This window comes from Streptomyces sp. NPDC058985 (assembly GCF_042740985.1).
Classification (GTDB): domain Bacteria; phylum Actinomycetota; class Actinomycetes; order Streptomycetales; family Streptomycetaceae; genus Streptomyces.
In genome coordinates, this window is sequence record NZ_JBHYJX010000071.1 from 13,330 (window position 1) to 29,865 (window position 16,536).

At 72.0% G+C, this 16,536-nt stretch carries 16 protein-coding genes; 15 read left to right on the plus strand and 1 reads right to left on the minus strand.

The window, feature by feature from the left end:
- The first annotated feature begins 54 nt into the window (after positions 1-54).
- Positions 55-669 (plus strand): 30S ribosomal protein S4, encoded by a 615-nt coding sequence (gene rpsD / locus ACFW01_RS36375; protein WP_007447552.1) that lies wholly within the window; start codon positions 55-57, stop codon positions 667-669.
- 34 nt (positions 670-703) lie between these two features.
- On the opposite strand, the gene ACFW01_RS36380 is transcribed toward rpsD, so the two are convergent.
- The gene (locus ACFW01_RS36380) at positions 704-2,890 is read right to left on the minus strand and encodes a regulator (RefSeq protein ID WP_234958288.1); all 2,187 of its coding nucleotides are present in this window, start codon (positions 2,888-2,890) and stop codon (positions 704-706) included.
- A gap of 164 nt (positions 2,891-3,054) precedes the next feature.
- Here ACFW01_RS36380 and ACFW01_RS36385 point away from each other — a divergent pair, with 164 nt between their 5' ends.
- From ACFW01_RS36385 to nusB, 14 genes are all read left to right on the plus strand, one after another.
- A complete protein-coding gene (locus tag ACFW01_RS36385) occupies positions 3,055-3,504 on the plus strand; it encodes a DUF948 domain-containing protein (RefSeq protein ID WP_234958287.1) in 450 nt (149 codons plus the stop codon).
- Between the two features lie 7 nt (positions 3,505-3,511).
- On the plus strand, positions 3,512-3,856 hold the full coding sequence (locus tag ACFW01_RS36390; RefSeq protein WP_125490935.1) for a hypothetical protein: 345 nt from the start codon (positions 3,512-3,514) through the stop codon (positions 3,854-3,856).
- Complete coding sequence (alaS, locus tag ACFW01_RS36395; protein WP_234958286.1) at positions 3,856-6,528, plus strand: alanine--tRNA ligase; 2,673 nt, start codon at positions 3,856-3,858, stop codon at positions 6,526-6,528. Before ACFW01_RS36390 ends, alaS begins: the two co-directional genes overlap by 1 nt.
- A gap of 47 nt (positions 6,529-6,575) precedes the next feature.
- Complete coding sequence (ruvX, locus tag ACFW01_RS36400; protein WP_234958404.1) at positions 6,576-7,040, plus strand: Holliday junction resolvase RuvX; 465 nt, start codon at positions 6,576-6,578, stop codon at positions 7,038-7,040.
- A 128-nt stretch (positions 7,041-7,168) separates the two neighbouring features.
- Positions 7,169-8,914, plus strand: coding sequence for an endolytic transglycosylase MltG (gene mltG, locus ACFW01_RS36405; protein WP_234958285.1), 1,746 nt, complete (start codon positions 7,169-7,171; stop codon positions 8,912-8,914).
- Positions 8,895-9,734, plus strand: coding sequence for a shikimate dehydrogenase (locus ACFW01_RS36410; protein ID WP_234958284.1), 840 nt, complete (start codon positions 8,895-8,897; stop codon positions 9,732-9,734). The genes mltG and ACFW01_RS36410 overlap by 20 nt, the downstream gene beginning before the upstream one ends.
- Positions 9,735-9,782: 48 nt before the next feature.
- The gene (locus tag ACFW01_RS36415; RefSeq protein WP_234958283.1) at positions 9,783-10,106 is read left to right on the plus strand and encodes a hypothetical protein; all 324 of its coding nucleotides are present in this window, start codon (positions 9,783-9,785) and stop codon (positions 10,104-10,106) included.
- 160 nt (positions 10,107-10,266) lie between these two features.
- A complete protein-coding gene (gene aroC, locus ACFW01_RS36420; protein WP_122617187.1) occupies positions 10,267-11,451 on the plus strand; it encodes a chorismate synthase in 1,185 nt (394 codons plus the stop codon).
- 32 nt (positions 11,452-11,483) lie between these two features.
- Positions 11,484-11,966 carry a shikimate kinase gene (locus ACFW01_RS36425; RefSeq protein WP_234958403.1) on the plus strand — a complete coding sequence of 161 codons (483 nt, stop codon included), beginning with the start codon at positions 11,484-11,486 and terminating at the stop codon, positions 11,964-11,966.
- Complete coding sequence (aroB, locus tag ACFW01_RS36430; protein WP_384510869.1) at positions 11,963-13,054, plus strand: 3-dehydroquinate synthase; 1,092 nt, start codon at positions 11,963-11,965, stop codon at positions 13,052-13,054. Before ACFW01_RS36425 ends, aroB begins: the two co-directional genes overlap by 4 nt.
- 163 nt (positions 13,055-13,217) lie before the next feature.
- On the plus strand, positions 13,218-14,114 hold the full coding sequence (locus ACFW01_RS36435; RefSeq protein ID WP_384510872.1) for a Pro-rich N-terminal domain-containing protein: 897 nt from the start codon (positions 13,218-13,220) through the stop codon (positions 14,112-14,114).
- Between the two features lie 169 nt (positions 14,115-14,283).
- Entirely contained in the window at positions 14,284-15,390 is a 1,107-nt protein-coding gene (locus tag ACFW01_RS36440; RefSeq protein WP_234958280.1) for an aminopeptidase P family protein, read from the plus strand.
- A gap of 64 nt (positions 15,391-15,454) precedes the next feature.
- Entirely contained in the window at positions 15,455-16,021 is a 567-nt protein-coding gene (gene efp / locus ACFW01_RS36445; RefSeq protein ID WP_055415926.1) for an elongation factor P, read from the plus strand.
- A gap of 2 nt (positions 16,022-16,023) precedes the next feature.
- The gene (nusB, locus tag ACFW01_RS36450; RefSeq protein ID WP_234958279.1) at positions 16,024-16,467 is read left to right on the plus strand and encodes a transcription antitermination factor NusB; all 444 of its coding nucleotides are present in this window, start codon (positions 16,024-16,026) and stop codon (positions 16,465-16,467) included.
- Positions 16,468-16,536: the final 69 nt, after the last annotated feature.

A 16,536-nucleotide genomic window follows, 5' to 3' on the forward strand; every position in this document is an offset into this window, starting at 1 on the left:
TTGCGACCTCCCTCAACCCTGACAAGCCGGAACATCAGGAAAGAGACACAGACAGTGGCGAACCAGTCCCGCCCCAAGGTCAAGAAGTCGCGTGCCCTCGGCATCGCGCTGACCCCGAAGGCCGTCAAGTACTTCGAGGCCCGCCCCTACCCGCCGGGTGAGCACGGCCGCGGCCGCAAGCAGAACTCGGACTACAAGGTCCGTCTGCTGGAGAAGCAGCGTCTGCGCGCGCAGTACGACCTCAGCGAGCGCCAGCTCGTCCGCGCCTACGAGCGTGCCTCCAAGACCAACATGAAGACCGGCGAGGCCCTGGTCATCGAGCTCGAGCGCCGTCTCGACGCGCTGGTCCTGCGTTCGGGCATCGCCCGCACGATCTACCAGGCCCGCCAGATGGTCGTCCACGGCCACATCCAGGTCAACGGCCAGAAGGTCGACAAGCCGTCCTTCCGCGTCCGTCCGGACGACGTCGTGCAGGTGCGCGACCGCTCCAAGGAGAAGACGCTCTTCACCATCGCCCGCGAGGGTGGCTTCGCCCCCGACGGCGAGACCCCGCGCTACCTCCAGGTGAACCTCAAGGCCCTGGCGTTCCGCCTGGACCGTGAGCCGAACCGCAAGGAGATCCCGGTGATCTGCGACGAGCAGCTCGTCGTCGAGTACTACGCCCGCTGATCCCAGCCCCGGCGCAGTACCCACCAGCGGTACCTCAGCCCGCCGTCTCCCCACCCTTGCGGGTGGGCGGGGCGGCGGGCTTCGCCGTCCGCGCGCCCGGCGCGGCCCGCGGCCCCGCCCCGCGCGGCGCCGGCAGCGAGGCCGGCACCCCGGGCCTGCGCAGCGCCCGCGACACCGCCTCCGGGCGGCCGAGCCGCGCCCCCTGCCCCACGCACTCCTCGTACCGCTCGTCGCCCAACTGCTCCCGGGCGGCCGCCTCGCACAGCTCGTGCGGCGCGTTGTAGTGCGCCGAGCCGAACAACCGCAGCCCCACCGAAGGCCACATCCGGCCCGCGGCGCCCTGGAGCACCGCCGCCTCCGCCGGGTCGCCCTCCGCCACCGTGACCAGCGCCAGCAGCTCCACCGCCAGCACCGAGCCCAGCTGGTCCCGGAAACCATGGGCGCCGCTCAGGCAGTCCGCCAGCAGCTCGCGGGCGCGCACCGGGTCGCCCTCGCTCCAGGCCGCGTACGCCAGCACGTACAGGGCGTAGCCCCGGGCCCAGCGCTCGCCGTGGTCCTCGCACACCCGGCGCACGTCCTCGCACAGGCGCACCGCGTCCGGCAGATCGCCCTGGAACGCCCGGGCCATCGCCAGCTCCACCTGGCCCATCAGGACGTTGCTGTTGAGTTCGCCGATCTCCTGATAGCGCTCCAGCGCCGAGCGCAACAGCCGCTCCGCGCGCGGCATGTCGTCCGTCACCAGCGCCAGACAGCCGGTGCGGTGCTCCGCGTACGCCACCGCCGTGGGGTTCGCCGAGCGCTCCGCCTCCTCGCGGCACTCCTGGAGCGCCGCCAGCGCGGGCACCGTGTCGCCCTGGAGGATCGCCACGTAGGCGAGCACCCACAGCGCCTTCAGCCGGGACTGCTCGCCCGCCGTGGGCTCCGCATCGAGCCGCACCGCCTGCTCCAGCCAGCGCCGGCCCTCCGACAGCCGCCCGCAGCCCACCCAGTGGAACCACAGGGCACCGGCCAGATACTGGCCCAGGTGCGCCGCGTCCGGCTCGGTCAGGCAGTGCTCCAGGGCGCTGCGCAGATTCGGCAGCTCCGCGTCCACCCGCGCCGCGACTTCGCCCTGGCGCGGCGAGAACCACTCCAGCTCGCACCAGGTCGCCAGACCCACGTACCAGTCCCGGTGCCGCCGCCGCAGCCGGGCCGCGTCGCCCATCGCCTCCAGCCAGCCGGTGCCGTACGCCCGGACCGTGCCGAGCATCCGGTAGCGCACCCCCGCCGGGGTCTCCTCGCGGGCCAGCACGGACTGCGCGAGCAGCGCCGAGAGCACGTCGAGGACGTCCCCGGCGGGCAGCCCGTCTCCGCTGCACACGTACTCGGCGGCCTCCAGGTCGAACGGCCCGGTGAACACCGACAGCCGCGCCCACAGCAGGCGCTCCTGAGGCGTGCACAGCTCATGGCTCCAGCCGATCGCCGTGCGCAGCGTCCGGTGCCGGGGGAGCGCGCTGCGGTCGCCGCCGGTCAGCAGCCGGAAGCGGTCGTCCAGCCGTTGCAGCACCTGCCCCGGCGACAGCGCGCCGAGCCGCCCCGCCGCCAGCTCGATCGCCAGCGGGATCCCGTCCAGACGCCGGCACAGCTCGCGCATCTCGCCCCGGTCCCCGTGGTCACCGCCGTCGGGCCGGCGCGGCACGTTCCGCTGCCCGGCCCGGACCGTCAGCAGTTCCAGAGCCTCCTCGGGGTCCAGCGGCGCCAGCGGAACCAGCAGCTCCCCGGCCACGCCCAGCGGCCGGCGTCCCACCGCCAGCACCCGCAGCCCCGGGGCGCGGCCCAGCAGGTCGGCCACCAGCGCCGCACAGGCGTCGACCAGGTGCTCGACCCCGTCCAGGACCAGCAGCAGGTCCCGCTCGACGAGGTACGTGAACAGGGTCTCGCGCGGCAGCCGGGTCGTGTGGTCGGTCAGGCCCAGCGCCTCCACGACCGCGTAGTCGACGAACTCCGCGTCCCGCACCGGTGCCAGCTCCACCCGCCACACCCCGTCCCGGGGTGTGCGCCCGGCCCCCGCCCGCGCGGCGAGCCGTGACTTGCCGACGCCGCCGGCGCCGGTGACGGTCACCAGCCGCCCGGAGTCCAGTGCCCGGTCCAGCTGCGCGAGTTCCCTCCCCCTCCCCACGAAGCCGTCGAGTTCCAGCGGGAGGTTTCCGTGCGGGACGCCGTCGCGCCGATGGTCTCGCATAAGACACGGAGCGTACTGAACCGTATTCACTCCGTACAATCGCTTCACGCAACTCGACCGGATCGCGCCGCGCGCGGACGGAATCCGGTACGGAGCGCCGCGTGCGGCGCGATAGGCTCGGTGCACGACTTTCCCGATGTTCAGGCACGTCTTTCAGGGAGCGGGTGCACACAGTGTCCGGTGGCGAGGTGGCCGGGATCCTGGTGGCGGTCTTCTGGGCGATCCTGGTCTCCTTCCTCGCCGTCGCGCTGGCGAGGCTGGCCCAGACGCTCAGGGCGACCACCAAGCTGGTGGCGGACGTGACCGACCAGGCCGTCCCGCTGCTGTCCGACGCCTCGTCGGCGGTGCGCTCCGCGCAGACCCAGATCGACCGGGTGGACGCGATCGCCTCCGACGTCCAGGAGGTCACGTCGAACGCCTCCGCGCTGTCCACCACCGTGGCCTCCACCTTCGGCGGCCCGCTGGTCAAGGTCGCGGCGTTCGGATACGGCGTGCGCCGGGCACTCGGCGGTCGCAAGGACGACCTGCCCGCCGGGCCGGCCGGGGAACGGCGCACCGTGATCGTGGGCCGTACGATTCCGGCCGCGCGGCGGATGAAGCGGAAGAAGGACTGATCCAGCGATGTTCCGCCGTACCTTCTGGTTCGGCACCGGCATGGCCGCCGGTGTCTGGGCCACCACCAAGGTCAACCGGAAGCTCAAGCAGCTGACCCCCGACAGCCTCGCCGCGACCGCGGCCAACAAGGCGCTCGACGCGGGCACCCGGCTCAAGGACCGCGCGGTCGGCTTCGCCCTCGACGTCCGCGACAACATGGCCCAGCGGGAGGCCGAACTGGACGACGCGCTCGGGCTGAACGCCCCCGTCGACCGCGAACTCCCCGCACCCCGGCGCCGCAACGCCATTGAGAACAACCCGACGTACGTCGACAGGACGACGTACTCGTACAACCGGAATGAGGACCACTGATGGAGTCGGCCGAGATTCGTCGCCGCTGGTTGAGCTTCTTCGAGGAGCGCGGTCACACCGTCGTCCCTTCGGCGTCGCTCATCGCGGACGACCCGACTCTGCTGCTGGTCCCGGCCGGCATGGTGCCGTTCAAGCCCTACTTCCTGGGTGAGGTCAAGCCGCCCTTCGACCGCGCCACGAGCGTGCAGAAGTGCGTGCGCACGCCCGACATCGAAGAGGTCGGCAAGACCACGCGCCACGGCACGTTCTTCCAGATGTGCGGCAACTTCTCCTTCGGCGACTACTTCAAGGAAGGCGCCATCAAGTACGCCTGGGAGCTGCTCACCAGCCCTCAGGACAAGGGCGGTTACGGCCTCGACCCCGAGCGCCTGTGGATCACCGTCTACAAGGACGACGACGAGGCCGAGCGCATCTGGCACGACGTCGTGGGCGTGCCGGCCGAGCGCATCCAGCGCCTCGGCAAGAAGGACAACTACTGGTCCATGGGCGTCCCCGGCCCCTGCGGCCCCTGCTCCGAGATCAACTACGACCGCGGCCCCGAGTTCGGCGTCGAGGGCGGCCCCGCCGTCAACGACGAGCGGTACGTGGAGATCTGGAACCTCGTCTTCATGCAGTACGAGCGGGGCGAGGGGATCGGCAAGGAGGAGTTCGAGATCCTCGGCGAGCTGCCGAGCAAGAACATCGACACGGGCCTCGGCCTGGAGCGCCTCGCGATGATTCTGCAGGGCGTGCAGAACATGTACGAGATCGACACCTCCATGGCGGTCATCAGCAAGGCCACCGAACTGACCGGCGTGGCCTACGGCGACGCCCACGACTCGGACGTCTCCCTGCGCGTGGTCACCGACCACATGCGCACCTCCGTGATGCTCATCGGCGACGGCGTCACCCCCGGCAACGAGGGCCGCGGCTACGTGCTGCGCCGCATCATGCGCCGCGCCATCCGCAACATGCGGCTGCTCGGCGCCACCGGTCCGGTCGTCAAGGATCTGATCGACGTCGTGATCGCCATGATGGGGCAGCAGTACCCCGAGCTGATCACCGACCGGGAGCGGATCGAGAAGGTCGCGCTCGCCGAGGAGAACGCCTTCCTCAAGACGCTGAAGGCCGGCACCAACATCCTCGACACCGCCGTGAGCGACACCAAGGCCGGCGGCGGCACGGTGCTCGCCGGCGACAAGGCCTTCCTGCTCCACGACACCTGGGGCTTCCCGATCGACCTCACCCTGGAGATGGCCGCCGAGCAGGGCCTCTCCGTGGACGAGGACGGGTTCCGCCGCCTCATGAAGGAGCAGCGGGAGCGCGCCAAGGCCGACGCCCAGGCCAAGAAGACCGGGCACGCCGGTGCCGGCGCCTACCGCGCGATCGCCGACCAGGCCGGTGCCACCGACTTCGTCGGCTACAGCGACACCGAGAGCGAGTCCACGATCGTCGGCATCCTCGTCGACGGCGCCTCCTCCCCGGCCGCCACTGAGGGCGACGAGGTCGAGGTCGTCCTTGACCGCACCCCGTTCTACGCCGAGGGCGGCGGCCAGATCGGCGACACCGGGCGGATCCGGGTCGACACCGGCGCCGTGATCGAGATTCGGGACTGCCAGAAGCCGGTCCCGGGCGTGTACGTCCACAAGGGCGTCGTCCAGGTCGGCGAGGTCACCGTCGGTGCCAAGGCCCACGCCTCCATCGACGGCCGGCGCCGCCACGCCATCGCCCGCGCCCACTCGGCCACCCACCTGACCCACCAGGCCCTGCGCGACGCCCTCGGCCCGACGGCCGCCCAGGCCGGTTCCGAGAACCAGCCCGGCCGCTTCCGCTTCGACTTCGGCTCGCCCTCCGCCGTGCCGACGGCGGTGATGACCGACGTCGAGCAGAAGATCAACGAGGTGCTCTCGCGCGATCTCGACGTGCAGGCCGAGGTCATGGGCATCGACGAGGCCAAGAAGCAGGGTGCCATCGCCGAGTTCGGCGAGAAGTACGGCGAGCGGGTCCGGGTCGTCACCATCGGCGACTTCTCCAAGGAGCTGTGCGGCGGCACCCACGTGCACAACACCGCCCAGCTCGGCCTGGTCAAGCTGCTCGGCGAGTCGTCCATCGGCTCGGGCGTGCGCCGCATCGAGGCCCTGGTCGGCGTGGACGCCTACAACTTCCTCGCCCGCGAGCACACGGTCGTCGCCCAGCTCCAGGAGCTGATCAAGGGCCGCCCGGAGGAACTGCCGGAGAAGGTCTCCGCGATGCTCGGCAAGCTCAAGGACGCCGAGAAGGAGATCGAGAAGTTCCGCGCGGAGAAGGTCCTCCAGGCCGCCGCCGGACTCGCCGAGTCCGCCAAGGACGTGCGCGGCGTGGCCCTGGTGACCGGGCAGGTCCCGGACGGCACCACCGCCGACGACCTGCGCAAGCTGGTCCTCGACGTGCGCGGTCGCATCCAGGGCGGCCGGGCCGCGGTCGTGGCCCTGTTCACGACGGTCAACGGCAAGCCGCTGACGGTCATCGCCACCAACGACGCCGCCCGCGAGCGCGGCCTCAAGGCGGGCGACCTGGTGCGCACCGCCGCGAAGACCCTCGGCGGCGGCGGTGGCGGCAAGCCGGACGTCGCCCAGGGCGGCGGCCAGAACCCGGCCGCCATCGGCGACGCCGTGGACGCCGTGGAGCGCCTCGTGGCGGACACCGCCAAGTGAACGGTCCGGAGCACCCCCAGGCGGGGGACCAGGCGGAGGGCCCGGCCATGCGCCGCGGCCGCCGCCTGGCCGTCGACGTCGGAGACGCCCGGATCGGGGTCGCCTCCTGCGACCCCGACGGGATCCTCGCCACACCGGTGGAGACCGTCCCCGGACGCGACGTGCCCGCCGCGCACCGCAGGCTCAGGGCTCTGGTGGAGGAGTACGAGCCGATCGAGGTCGTCGTCGGGCTCCCGCGCTCCCTCAAGGGGGGCGAGGGCCCGGCCGCGGCCAAGGTGCGGCGCTTCGCGCAGGAGCTGGCCCGGGGCATCGCGCCGGTGCCGGTCAGGCTCGTCGACGAGCGCATGACCACGGTGACGGCGAGCCAGGGACTGCGCGCCTCGGGCGTGAAGTCCAAGAAGGGCCGGTCCGTCATCGACCAGGCCGCCGCCGTGATCATCCTCCAGCAGGCGCTGGAATCCGAACGGGTGTCAGGCAGACCACCCGGCGAGGGCGTCGAAGTGGTCATCTGATCGCGATACGGTAACGTTCCGCGCGATGCGGAGGCATTCGAACAGCCACCGCACAGCAAGAGGCGGAACGGAAGCAGGCCCTCCTTCACAGGCCCCGCCCCCCGTCCCCTCGCGGCTCTAGGGGATCGATGACTGACTATGGCCGGGGCCCAGGCTCCGAACCGTGGCATCCGGAGGACCCGTTGTACGGGGACGGCGGATGGGGAGGACAGCAGGCCCACACGGGCGGGCAGTCCCCCTACGGCGGCCAGCCACAGTATCCGGAGCAGCAGCACGCCCAGCAGCAGTACGGCGACTGGAGCGACGGCGGCCAGTCCGCGTACGGCAACCAGCCCCAGTACGACCAGTACGGGCGGCAGCACCCCGAGCCGCAGTACGACCAGTACGGTCAGCCGCAGTACGACCAGCGCCAGTATGACCAGCAGCAGTACGAACAGCAGTACGGCCAGCAGTACGCGCCCCAGGCGCATCCGCAGCAGGGATACGACAACGGCAACTGGGACACCGGCGCGCATCCCCACGCGCAGTACCCGGCCGACCCCTCGGACCCCTACGGAGGGCAGCCCGCCGGCGCCCCGGCCGAACAGCCCGACTTCTACGGCACGCCGGAGGCGTACCCGCCGCCGGAGCCGCCCGGCCGCCGGCGCGCCGAGCCCGAGCCGCAGCGCACCGACTGGGATCCCGGCCCCGACGAGGGCGAACACGCGTTCTTCGCCGGCCGGGACGCCGACAGCGACGACGACCCTGCGGACGACGGCCGCGCCGACCGCAGGGGCCGTGGCGGCAAGCCGAAGAAACGTCGCAGCGGATGTGCCTGCCTGGTGGTCTGCCTGGTGCTGGGCGGTGGTGTGGCGGGCGTCAGCTATTTCGGATACCAGTTCTACCAGGACCGTTTCGGCGCCGCCCCGAACTTCGCGGGCGACGGCAACGGCGAGGAAGTCACCGTCACCATCCCCAAGGGCGCGGGCGGCTCCACGATCGGCCAGGAGCTGAAGAAGCAGGGCGTGGTGAAGAGCGTCGACGCCTTCATCGCCGCCCAGCAGAGCAACCCCCGGGGCAAGAGCATCCAGGACGGCGTGTACACGCTGCAGAAGGAGATGTCCGCCGAGAGCGCGGTCGAACTCCTGCTCAGCCCCGGCAGCCGCAGCAACCTGATCATCGCCGAGGGCCGGCGCAACGTCGACGTGTACAAGACGATCGACAAGCGCCTCGGAGTGAAGGAAGGCACCACCGCCAAGGTCGCCAAGACCGAGGCGGACAGCCTGGGCCTGCCCGACTGGGCACGGAACCACAAGAACGTCAAGGACCCCCTGGAGGGCTTCCTCTACCCGTCCAGCTACTCGGCGGCCAAGGGCCAGAAGCCCGAGGACGTGCTGAAGCAGATGGTGTCCCGGGCCAACGAGCAGTACCAGCGGATCGGCCTGGAGGAGAAGGCGGAGGGCCTGGGCCTCGAGGGCCCGTGGGAGCTGCTCACGGTCGCCAGCCTCCTGCAGGCGGAGGGCAAGACCCACGACGACTTCCGCAAGATGTCCGAGGTCATCTACAACCGGCTCAAGCCCACCAACACCGAGACGAACCAGAAGCTGCAGTTCGACTCGTCCTTCAACTATCTCAAGGGCCAGAGCAACATCAACATCAGCGAGTCCGAGATCAACAGCAACACGGACCCGTACAACACCTACACCAACAAGGGCCTGCCGCCCGGCCCCATCGGCAACCCCGGCGAAGAGGCCCTGCAGGCCGCCCTGAACCCCACGAAGGACGGCTGGATCTACTTCGTGGCCACGGACGGCCTGAGCAAGACCGAGTTCGCCAAGACACACGACGAGTTCTTGAAGCTGAAGGAAAAGTTCGATGCCAGCTCCGGCAACTGACCGTCGCCGGGCCGCCGTTCTCGGCTCCCCGATCGCCCACTCGCTCTCCCCGGTACTGCACCGCACCGCCTACGCGGAGCTGGGGCTGGCGGACTGGACGTACGAGAGCTTCGACGTCGACGAGGCGGCGCTGCCCGGCTTCCTCGGGGAGCTGGGGCCCGAGTGGGCGGGGCTGTCGCTGACGATGCCGCTCAAGCGGGCGGTGATCCCGCTGCTCGACGGCATCAGCGAGACGGCGGCCTCCGTGGACGCGGTCAACACCGTCGTCCTCACCGACGACGGCCGCAGGACCGGCGACAACACCGACATCCCCGGCATGGTCGCCGCCCTGCGCGAGCACGGCATCGAGAAGGTCGAGAGCGCGGCGGTCCTGGGCGCCGGCGCCACCGCCTCCTCCGCGCTCGCCGCACTGGCCCGGATCTGCACCGGCGAGATCACCGTCTACGTCCGCAGCGCCGCGCGCGCCGCCGAGATGCGCGGCTGGGCGGAACGCCTCGACGTCGGTGTGCGCGTCGCGGACTGGGCGGACGCCGAGGAGGCGCTGCGCGCCCCGCTGGTCGTGGCCACCACCCCGGCCGGCACCACCGACGCCCTCGCCGCGGCCGTCCCCGAGATGCCGGCCACCCTCTTCGACGTGCTCTACGACCCCTGGCCCACCGCCCTGGCCGCCCGCTGGTCGCTGTCCGGCGGCGCGGTGGTCAGCGGCCTCGACCTCCTCGTCCACCAGGCGGTCCTCCAGGTGGAGCTGATGACGGGCCGCGCCCCCGCCCCCCTCGCCGCGATGCGAAAAGCGGGAGAACGCGCGCTCGCGGACCGTTAGGATCCGTCCGGTTCCGCAGGGGGCGGAACGGGAGGGGAAGAACGAACCATGGACACCGGTGTGCCGCTGGCCTCCGTCAAGACCCAGATCTTCGACGCCGTACTGGGCTTCCTGCCCGACTGGGTGCAGATCACGGTGCTCGTGCTGATCGTGCTCGCCGTCGTCGCGAGCTGGGTGATCAAGCTCAAGCGCAGGATCGACCGGCGCCGCGCGCCGAGCCCCGGGCACCCCGTGACCGCGCCGGAACCGTACGCCCAGGGCAGCGGCGCCGACCACCTGGGGCCCTACGCGCCACCGCAGCGGCGGGAGAGCGGCGCCGACTTCCTCGGCTCCTACGCCCCGGCGCGGGGGCAGGGGGACGGCCCCGCCTGACCGGCCCCCGTCCGGTCCATGGACCGGCGGGCGGCCCGGACCGCCGGACGTGGGAGGATCGAAGGTGGCGGACCGGGGCCGCGCACCCGGTCGAGCCGTCGCCGTACGCGGAGAAGGCGCGTACGCAGGCATACCGGGGCGCGAGCACTGAGGAGCACCGTTGAGCAGGTTGCGCTGGCTGACCGCGGGGGAGTCCCACGGTCCCGCACTCGTCGCGACGCTGGAGGGACTGCCCGCCGGCGTGCCGATCACCACGGACATGGTGGCGGACCATCTGGCGCGGCGTCGGCTCGGCTATGGACGCGGTGCCCGGATGAAGTTCGAGCGCGACGAGGTCACCTTCCTCGGCGGCGTCCGGCACGGCCTGACGATGGGTTCCCCGGTCGCCGTGATGGTGGGCAACACCGAGTGGCCCAAGTGGGAGCAGGTCATGGCGGCCGACCCGGTCGACCCGGAGGTGCTGGCCGGCCTGGCGCGCAACGCCCCGCTGACCCGGCCCCGCCCCGGCCACGCCGACCTCGCGGGCATGCAGAAGTACGGCTTCGACGAGGCCCGCCCGATCCTGGAGCGTGCCTCCGCGCGGGAGACCGCCGCCCGGGTGGCGCTCGGCGCCGTGGCGCGGTCGTACCTCAAGGAGACGACCGGCGTCGAGATCGTCAGCCACGTCGTCGAGCTGGCCGCGGCCAAGGCGCCCCACGGCGTGTACCCGACGCCGGCCGACGTCGAGAAGCTGGACGCCGACCCGGTGCGCTGCCTGGACGCGGACGCCTCGAAGGCGATGGTCGCCGAGATCGACCAGGCCCACAAGGACGGCGACACCCTCGGCGGCGTCGTCGAGATCCTCGCCTACGGCGTCCCGGTCGGCCTTGGCTCCCACGTCCACTGGGACCGCAAGCTCGACGCCCGGCTCGCGGGCGCGCTCATGGGCATCCAGGCGATCAAGGGCGTCGAGATCGGCGACGGCTTCGAGCTGGCCCGGGTGCCCGGTTCCCAGGCCCACGACGAGATCGTGAACACGCCCGAGGGCCTCCGCCGCGTCTCCGGCCGCTCCGGCGGTACCGAGGGCGGCCTCACCACCGGTGAGCTGCTGCGGGTGCGCGCCGCGATGAAGCCGATCGCGACCGTGCCGCGCGCCCTGAAGACCGTGGACGTGACCACCGGCGAGGCCACACAGGCGCACCACCAGCGCTCCGACGTGTCCGCCGTGCCGGCCGCCGGCATCGTCGCCGAGGCCATGGTGGCCCTCGTGCTCGCGGACGCCGTCGCGGAGAAGTTCGGCGGCGACTCGGTCGCCGAGACCCGCCGCAACGTGACCTCGTACCTCGACGCCCTGGCCATCCGGTGAGCGGGGCCCCGCTGGTCGTCCTCGTCGGCCCGATGGGCGTGGGCAAGTCCACCGTCGGACAGCTGCTGGCCGAGCGGCTCGGCGTGGGCTACCGGGACACCGACGAGGACATCGTCTCCGCCCAGGGGCGCAGCATCGCCGAGATCTTCGTGGACGAGGGCGAGCCCGTCTTCCGGGAGCTGGAGAAGAGCGCCGTGCGTACGGCGCTCACCGTCCACGACGGCGTGCTCGCCCTCGGCGGCGGCGCGATCCTGGACGCGGACACGCGTGCGCTGCTCGCCGGACAGCGGGTCGTCTACCTCTCCATGGCCGTCGACGAGGCGGTCAAACGGACCGGCCTCAACGCCGCGCGTCCGCTGCTCGCGGTCAACCCGCGCAAGCAGTGGCGCGAACTGATGGAGGCCCGTCGGCACCTGTACGAGGAGGCGGCCACGGTGGTCGTGGCCACCGACGGCCGCACGCCCGAGGAAGTCACCCAAGCCGCGCTGGACGCACTGGAGTTGAAGGAAGCATGAGCGAGGCAGTCACCCGGATCCGGATCGACGGCAGCGCCGGGTCCGACCCCTACGAGGTCCTGGTGGGCCGTCAGCTCCTCGGTGAGCTGGGCGGCCTGATCGGCGACCGCGCCAAGCGGGTCGCGGTGATCCACCCCGAGGCGCTCGCCGAGACCGGTGACGCCCTGCGCGCCGACCTCGCCGAGCAGGGCTACGAGGCGATCGCCATCCAGGTGCCCAACGCCGAGGAGGCCAAGACCGCGGAGGTCGCCGCCTACTGCTGGAAGGCGCTCGGCCAGTCCGGGTTCACCCGCACCGACGTCATCGTCGGTGTCGGCGGCGGCGCCAGCACCGACCTCGCCGGGTTCGTGGCCGCGACCTGGCTGCGCGGGGTCCGCTGGATCGCCGTCCCCACCACCGTGCTGGCCATGGTGGACGCGGCCGTCGGCGGCAAGACCGGCATCAACACCGCCGAGGGCAAGAACCTCGTCGGCTCCTTCCACCCGCCGGCCGGCGTCCTGTGCGACCTGGCCGCCCTGGACTCGCTGCCGGTCAACGACTACGTCTCCGGGCTGGCCGAGGTCATCAAGGCCGGCTTCATCGCCGACCCCGTGATCCTGGACCTGATCGAGTCCGACCCCCAGGCCGCGCGCACCCCGGCGGGACCGCACACCGCCGAGCTGATCGTGCGGTCCATCAAGGTCAAGGCCGAGGTCGTCTCCTCCGACCTGAAGGAAGCCGGCCTCCGGGAGATCCTCAACTACGGCCACACGCTCGGCCACGCCATCGAGAAGAACGAGCGCTACAAGTGGCGGCACGGCGCCGCCGTCGCGGTCGGCATGCACTTCGCCGCCGAACTGGGGCGCCTCGCGGGCCGTCTGGACGACGCCACCGCCGACCGGCACCGCACCATCCTCGAGTCGGTCGGCCTGCCGCTGCACTACCGGCACGACCAGTGGCCCAAGCTCGTCGAGAACATGAGGGTCGACAAGAAGTCGCGCGGCGACCTGCTCCGCTTCATCGTCCTGGACGGACTCGCCAAGCCCACCGTGCTGGAGGGCCCCGACCCGGCCGTCCTGCTCGCCGCCTACGGCGAGGTGGGCGAGTAGTACCGGCGTGCACCTTCCGTCCGATTCGCCTCCCGTGACGGGCACTTGGTGCCGCCCCCGGCCGTTCACCAAAGGACGGCCGGGGGCGGTACCGTTCGGTAGCACGCGGGGCCCCCGTCCCGCTGTCAGCGCTCATCACCTGTACGAGACGGAGTGGCACCGGATGCAGCACCCCGTGGGTTCGCCGCTGCCGCCGCCCCACCAGCCGGGGCACGGACCGGCCGCCGGCTGGTCCCCGGCCGCACACCACCCGGGTCCGCACCAGGGACCCGCCCCCGTGCCGCCGCCTCAGGCGCCGGAGCACCCGATGCGGGCGCCCGGCCCCGCGGCCCCGCCGCAGACGGCGGCGCCGCAACCGGCCCCCGGCCCGGCACCGGGCGCGCACCAGCCGGCCCCCGCCCCGCCCGTGCCGGACACCACCGGCCACGTACGGCTGCCGCCCGGCGGCCCCGTCGCCGTGCCCAGCGTGCCCCCCGCGACGGCCGCCGCACCCGACGCCACCACGACCACCCTGGCGGTGCTGCTCATCGGTCCCGCCGGAGCCGGCAAGACCAGCGTCGCCAAGTACTGGGCGGACCACCGCAGGGTCCCCACCGCGCACATCAGCCTCGACGACGTCCGCGAATGGGTCCGCTCCGGCTTCGCCGACCCCCAGACCGGGTGGAACGAGCACTCGGAGGCGCAGTACCGCCTCGCCCGCCGCACCTGCGGCTTCTCCGCGCGCAACTTCCTCGCCAACGGCATCTCCTGCATCCTCGACGACGCGGTCTTCCCGGACCGCCCGGTCGTCGGCCTCGGCGGCTGGAAGCGGCACGTGGGGCCCGGCCTGCTCCCGGTCGTCCTGCTGCCGGGCCTGGACATCGTCCTGGAACGCAACGCCGAACGCAGCGGCAACAGGCGCCTCACCGACGAGGAGGTCGCCCGCATCCACGGCCGCATGGCCGGCTGGTACGGCTCCGGCCTCCCCATCATCGACAACTCCCAACTCGACGTCCCCGAAACCGCCCAGGTCCTGAACGAGGTCCTGTCCCGCTCGATAGCAAGCCCGCCCAGCTGGTAGCCGCCCGCTCAGGGAGCGCCCCGAAGGGGCGCGGGGAACTGCGCGAGAAGCCCCACCGCCCCGCAGCCGCCACACGACAACACCCCCACCCCGGTAGGCGCACCCCCGCACCTCCCCACTCGGCCTCTCCCAGGCGGCGCCCCCGCAACGGAGCCCATACGCTCGGGGCATGTCAGAGGTGTACGCGGCCCGCCGGACGCGCCTACGGGAACGCTGCAACGCGGGCGGCAGCGCGGCGGCGCTCGTCTCCCGGCCCGCCAACGTGCGCTATCTCGCGGGCGCCGCCCCGCACGGCGCCGTGCTGCTCCTCGGCAAGACCGAGGACCTGCTGGTCTGCTCCGGACCGCTGGACGACCGGCCGGCCCAGGCCAGGCCCGACGAGTCGCTCCCGGTGCGGGCGCTGCCGGGACCCGGCGGTGACGCCGCCGTCGCGGCGACCGGCTTCGCCGCGACCCAGGGCGCCGAGTCCCTCGCCACCGAGGACCACCACCTCACCGTCGTCCGGCACCGCGCCATGCGCTCCGTCGCACCCCGGCTGCGCCTGACCGACCTGGGCCAGGCGGTCGAGCAGCTGAGGGTGGTCAAGGACGAGGAGGAGATCTCCTGCCTGCGCATCGGCGCCGAGATCGCCGACCAGGCCCTCGGTGAACTCCTGGAGTCCATCCTGGTCGGCCGCACCGAACGGCATCTCGCCCTGGAGCTGGAGCGCCGCCTGGTCGACCACGGCGCCGACGGCCCCGCCTTCCCCACCTCCGTGGGCACCGGGCCGAACTCGGGGCGCCGCGGGCACCGCCCCACCGACCGGCGCGTGGAGGAGGGCGACTTCCTCTCGGTCTGCCTGGGCGCGACCTACCGCGGCTACCGCTGCGAGATCGGGCGCACGTTCGTCATCGGCACCTCGCCGGCCGACTGGCAGATCGAGCTGTACGACCTCGTCTTCTCCGCCCAGCGGGCCGGACGGGAGGCGCTCGCACCCGGTGCCGCCTGCCGTGACGTGGACCGCGCCGCCCGCCAGGCGCTGGACTCGGCGGGGTACGGTGAGCACCTCCCGGCGCTCACCGGTCACGGCGTCGGACTCGAAATCGACGAGGACCCGCAATTGGCTCCTGCGGCCATGGGTAAACTGGACGCTTGTGTGCCGGTCACCGTCGAACCGGGGGTCCACCTCCCGGGCCGGGGCGGGGTCCGGATCGATGACACGCTCGTCGTGCGCCCCGAGGCGGACGGCGGACCCGAGCTACTCACCATCACGACCAAGGAGCTGCTCGCGCTCTAGCCTCGCGCTTGTGCGTACGCTCCGGGGTCGTCCACGTCAGTCCAGTCCAGGAGATTCCGCAACCGTGGCTTCCACGAACGACCTCAAGAACGGCATGGTGCTCAAGCTCGAAGGCGGCCAGCTCTGGTCCGTCGTCGAGTTCCAGCACGTCAAGCCCGGCAAGGGCCCGGCCTTCGTGCGCACCAAGCTCAAGAACGTGCTTTCCGGCAAGGTCGTCGACAAGACCTTCAACGCCGGCGTCAAGGTCGAGACGGCCACTGTCGACAAGCGTGACATGCAGTTCTCGTACATGGACGGCGACTACTTCGTCTTCATGGACATGGAGACCTACGACCAGCTGCACGTCGACCGCAAGGCCGTCGGCGACGCCGCCAACTTCCTGGTGGAGGGCTTCACCGCCACCGTCGCGCAGCACGAGGGCGAGGTGCTCTTCGTCGAGCTGCCCGCCGCCGTCGAGCTGACCATCCAGGAGACCGAGCCGGGCGTCCAGGGCGACCGCTCCACCGGCGGCACCAAGCCCGCCATCCTGGAGACCGGTCACCAGATCAACGTCCCGCTCTTCATCACCACCGGTGAGAAGATCAAGGTCGACACCCGTTCCAGCGACTACCTCGGCCGGGTGAACAGCTAACCGTGGCTGCTCGCAACACGGCCCGCAAGCGCGCCTTCCAGGTCCTCTTCGAGGGCGATCAGCGTGGCGCCGACGTCCTGACGGTGCTCGCCGACTGGGTCCGGCACTCCCGGTCCGACACCCGGCAGCCGCCGGTGAGCGAGTACACGATGGAGCTGGTCGAGGGCTACGCCGCCCACGCCGAGCGCATCGACGAGCTGATCGCGCAGTACGCGGTCGGCTGGACGCTCGACCGGATGCCCGTCGTCGACCGCAACATCCTGCGCCTGGGCGCGTACGAGCTGGTCTGGGTCGACGCGACTCCGGACGCCGTCGTCCTGGACGAGATGGTGCAGCTGGCGAAGGAGTTCTCCACGGACGACTCGCCCGCGTTCGTCAACGGCCTGCTCGGCCGGCTGAAGGACCTGAAGCCGTCGCTGCGTCGTGACTCCGCAGGTGGCGCGTAGGACGCGGCGCCGCAGGGCCGACACAGCCCCGCGCCCCTGGGGGTGCTGAGCTTCCGGATGTGACAAAGC

Excerpts from the sequence above, each read along its gene's own strand:
- ACFW01_RS36380 (WP_234958288.1), bottom strand. The coding sequence starts at position 2,890 with ATGCGAGACCATCGGCGCGACGGCGTCCCGCACGGAAACCTCCCGCTG.
- ACFW01_RS36390 (WP_125490935.1), top strand. The coding sequence starts at position 3,512 with ATGTTCCGCCGTACCTTCTGGTTCGGCACCGGCATGGCCGCCGGTGTC.
- alaS (WP_234958286.1), top strand. The coding sequence starts at position 3,856 with ATGGAGTCGGCCGAGATTCGTCGCCGCTGGTTGAGCTTCTTCGAGGAG.
- ruvX (WP_234958404.1), top strand. The coding sequence starts at position 6,576 with ATGCGCCGCGGCCGCCGCCTGGCCGTCGACGTCGGAGACGCCCGGATC.
- mltG (WP_234958285.1), top strand. The coding sequence starts at position 7,169 with ATGACTGACTATGGCCGGGGCCCAGGCTCCGAACCGTGGCATCCGGAG.
- ACFW01_RS36410 (WP_234958284.1), top strand. The coding sequence starts at position 8,895 with ATGCCAGCTCCGGCAACTGACCGTCGCCGGGCCGCCGTTCTCGGCTCC.
- ACFW01_RS36415 (WP_234958283.1), top strand. The coding sequence starts at position 9,783 with ATGGACACCGGTGTGCCGCTGGCCTCCGTCAAGACCCAGATCTTCGAC.
- ACFW01_RS36425 (WP_234958403.1), top strand. The coding sequence starts at position 11,484 with ATGGGCGTGGGCAAGTCCACCGTCGGACAGCTGCTGGCCGAGCGGCTC.
- aroB (WP_384510869.1), top strand. The coding sequence starts at position 11,963 with ATGAGCGAGGCAGTCACCCGGATCCGGATCGACGGCAGCGCCGGGTCC.
- ACFW01_RS36435 (WP_384510872.1), top strand. The coding sequence starts at position 13,218 with ATGCAGCACCCCGTGGGTTCGCCGCTGCCGCCGCCCCACCAGCCGGGG.
- ACFW01_RS36440 (WP_234958280.1), top strand. The coding sequence starts at position 14,284 with ATGTCAGAGGTGTACGCGGCCCGCCGGACGCGCCTACGGGAACGCTGC.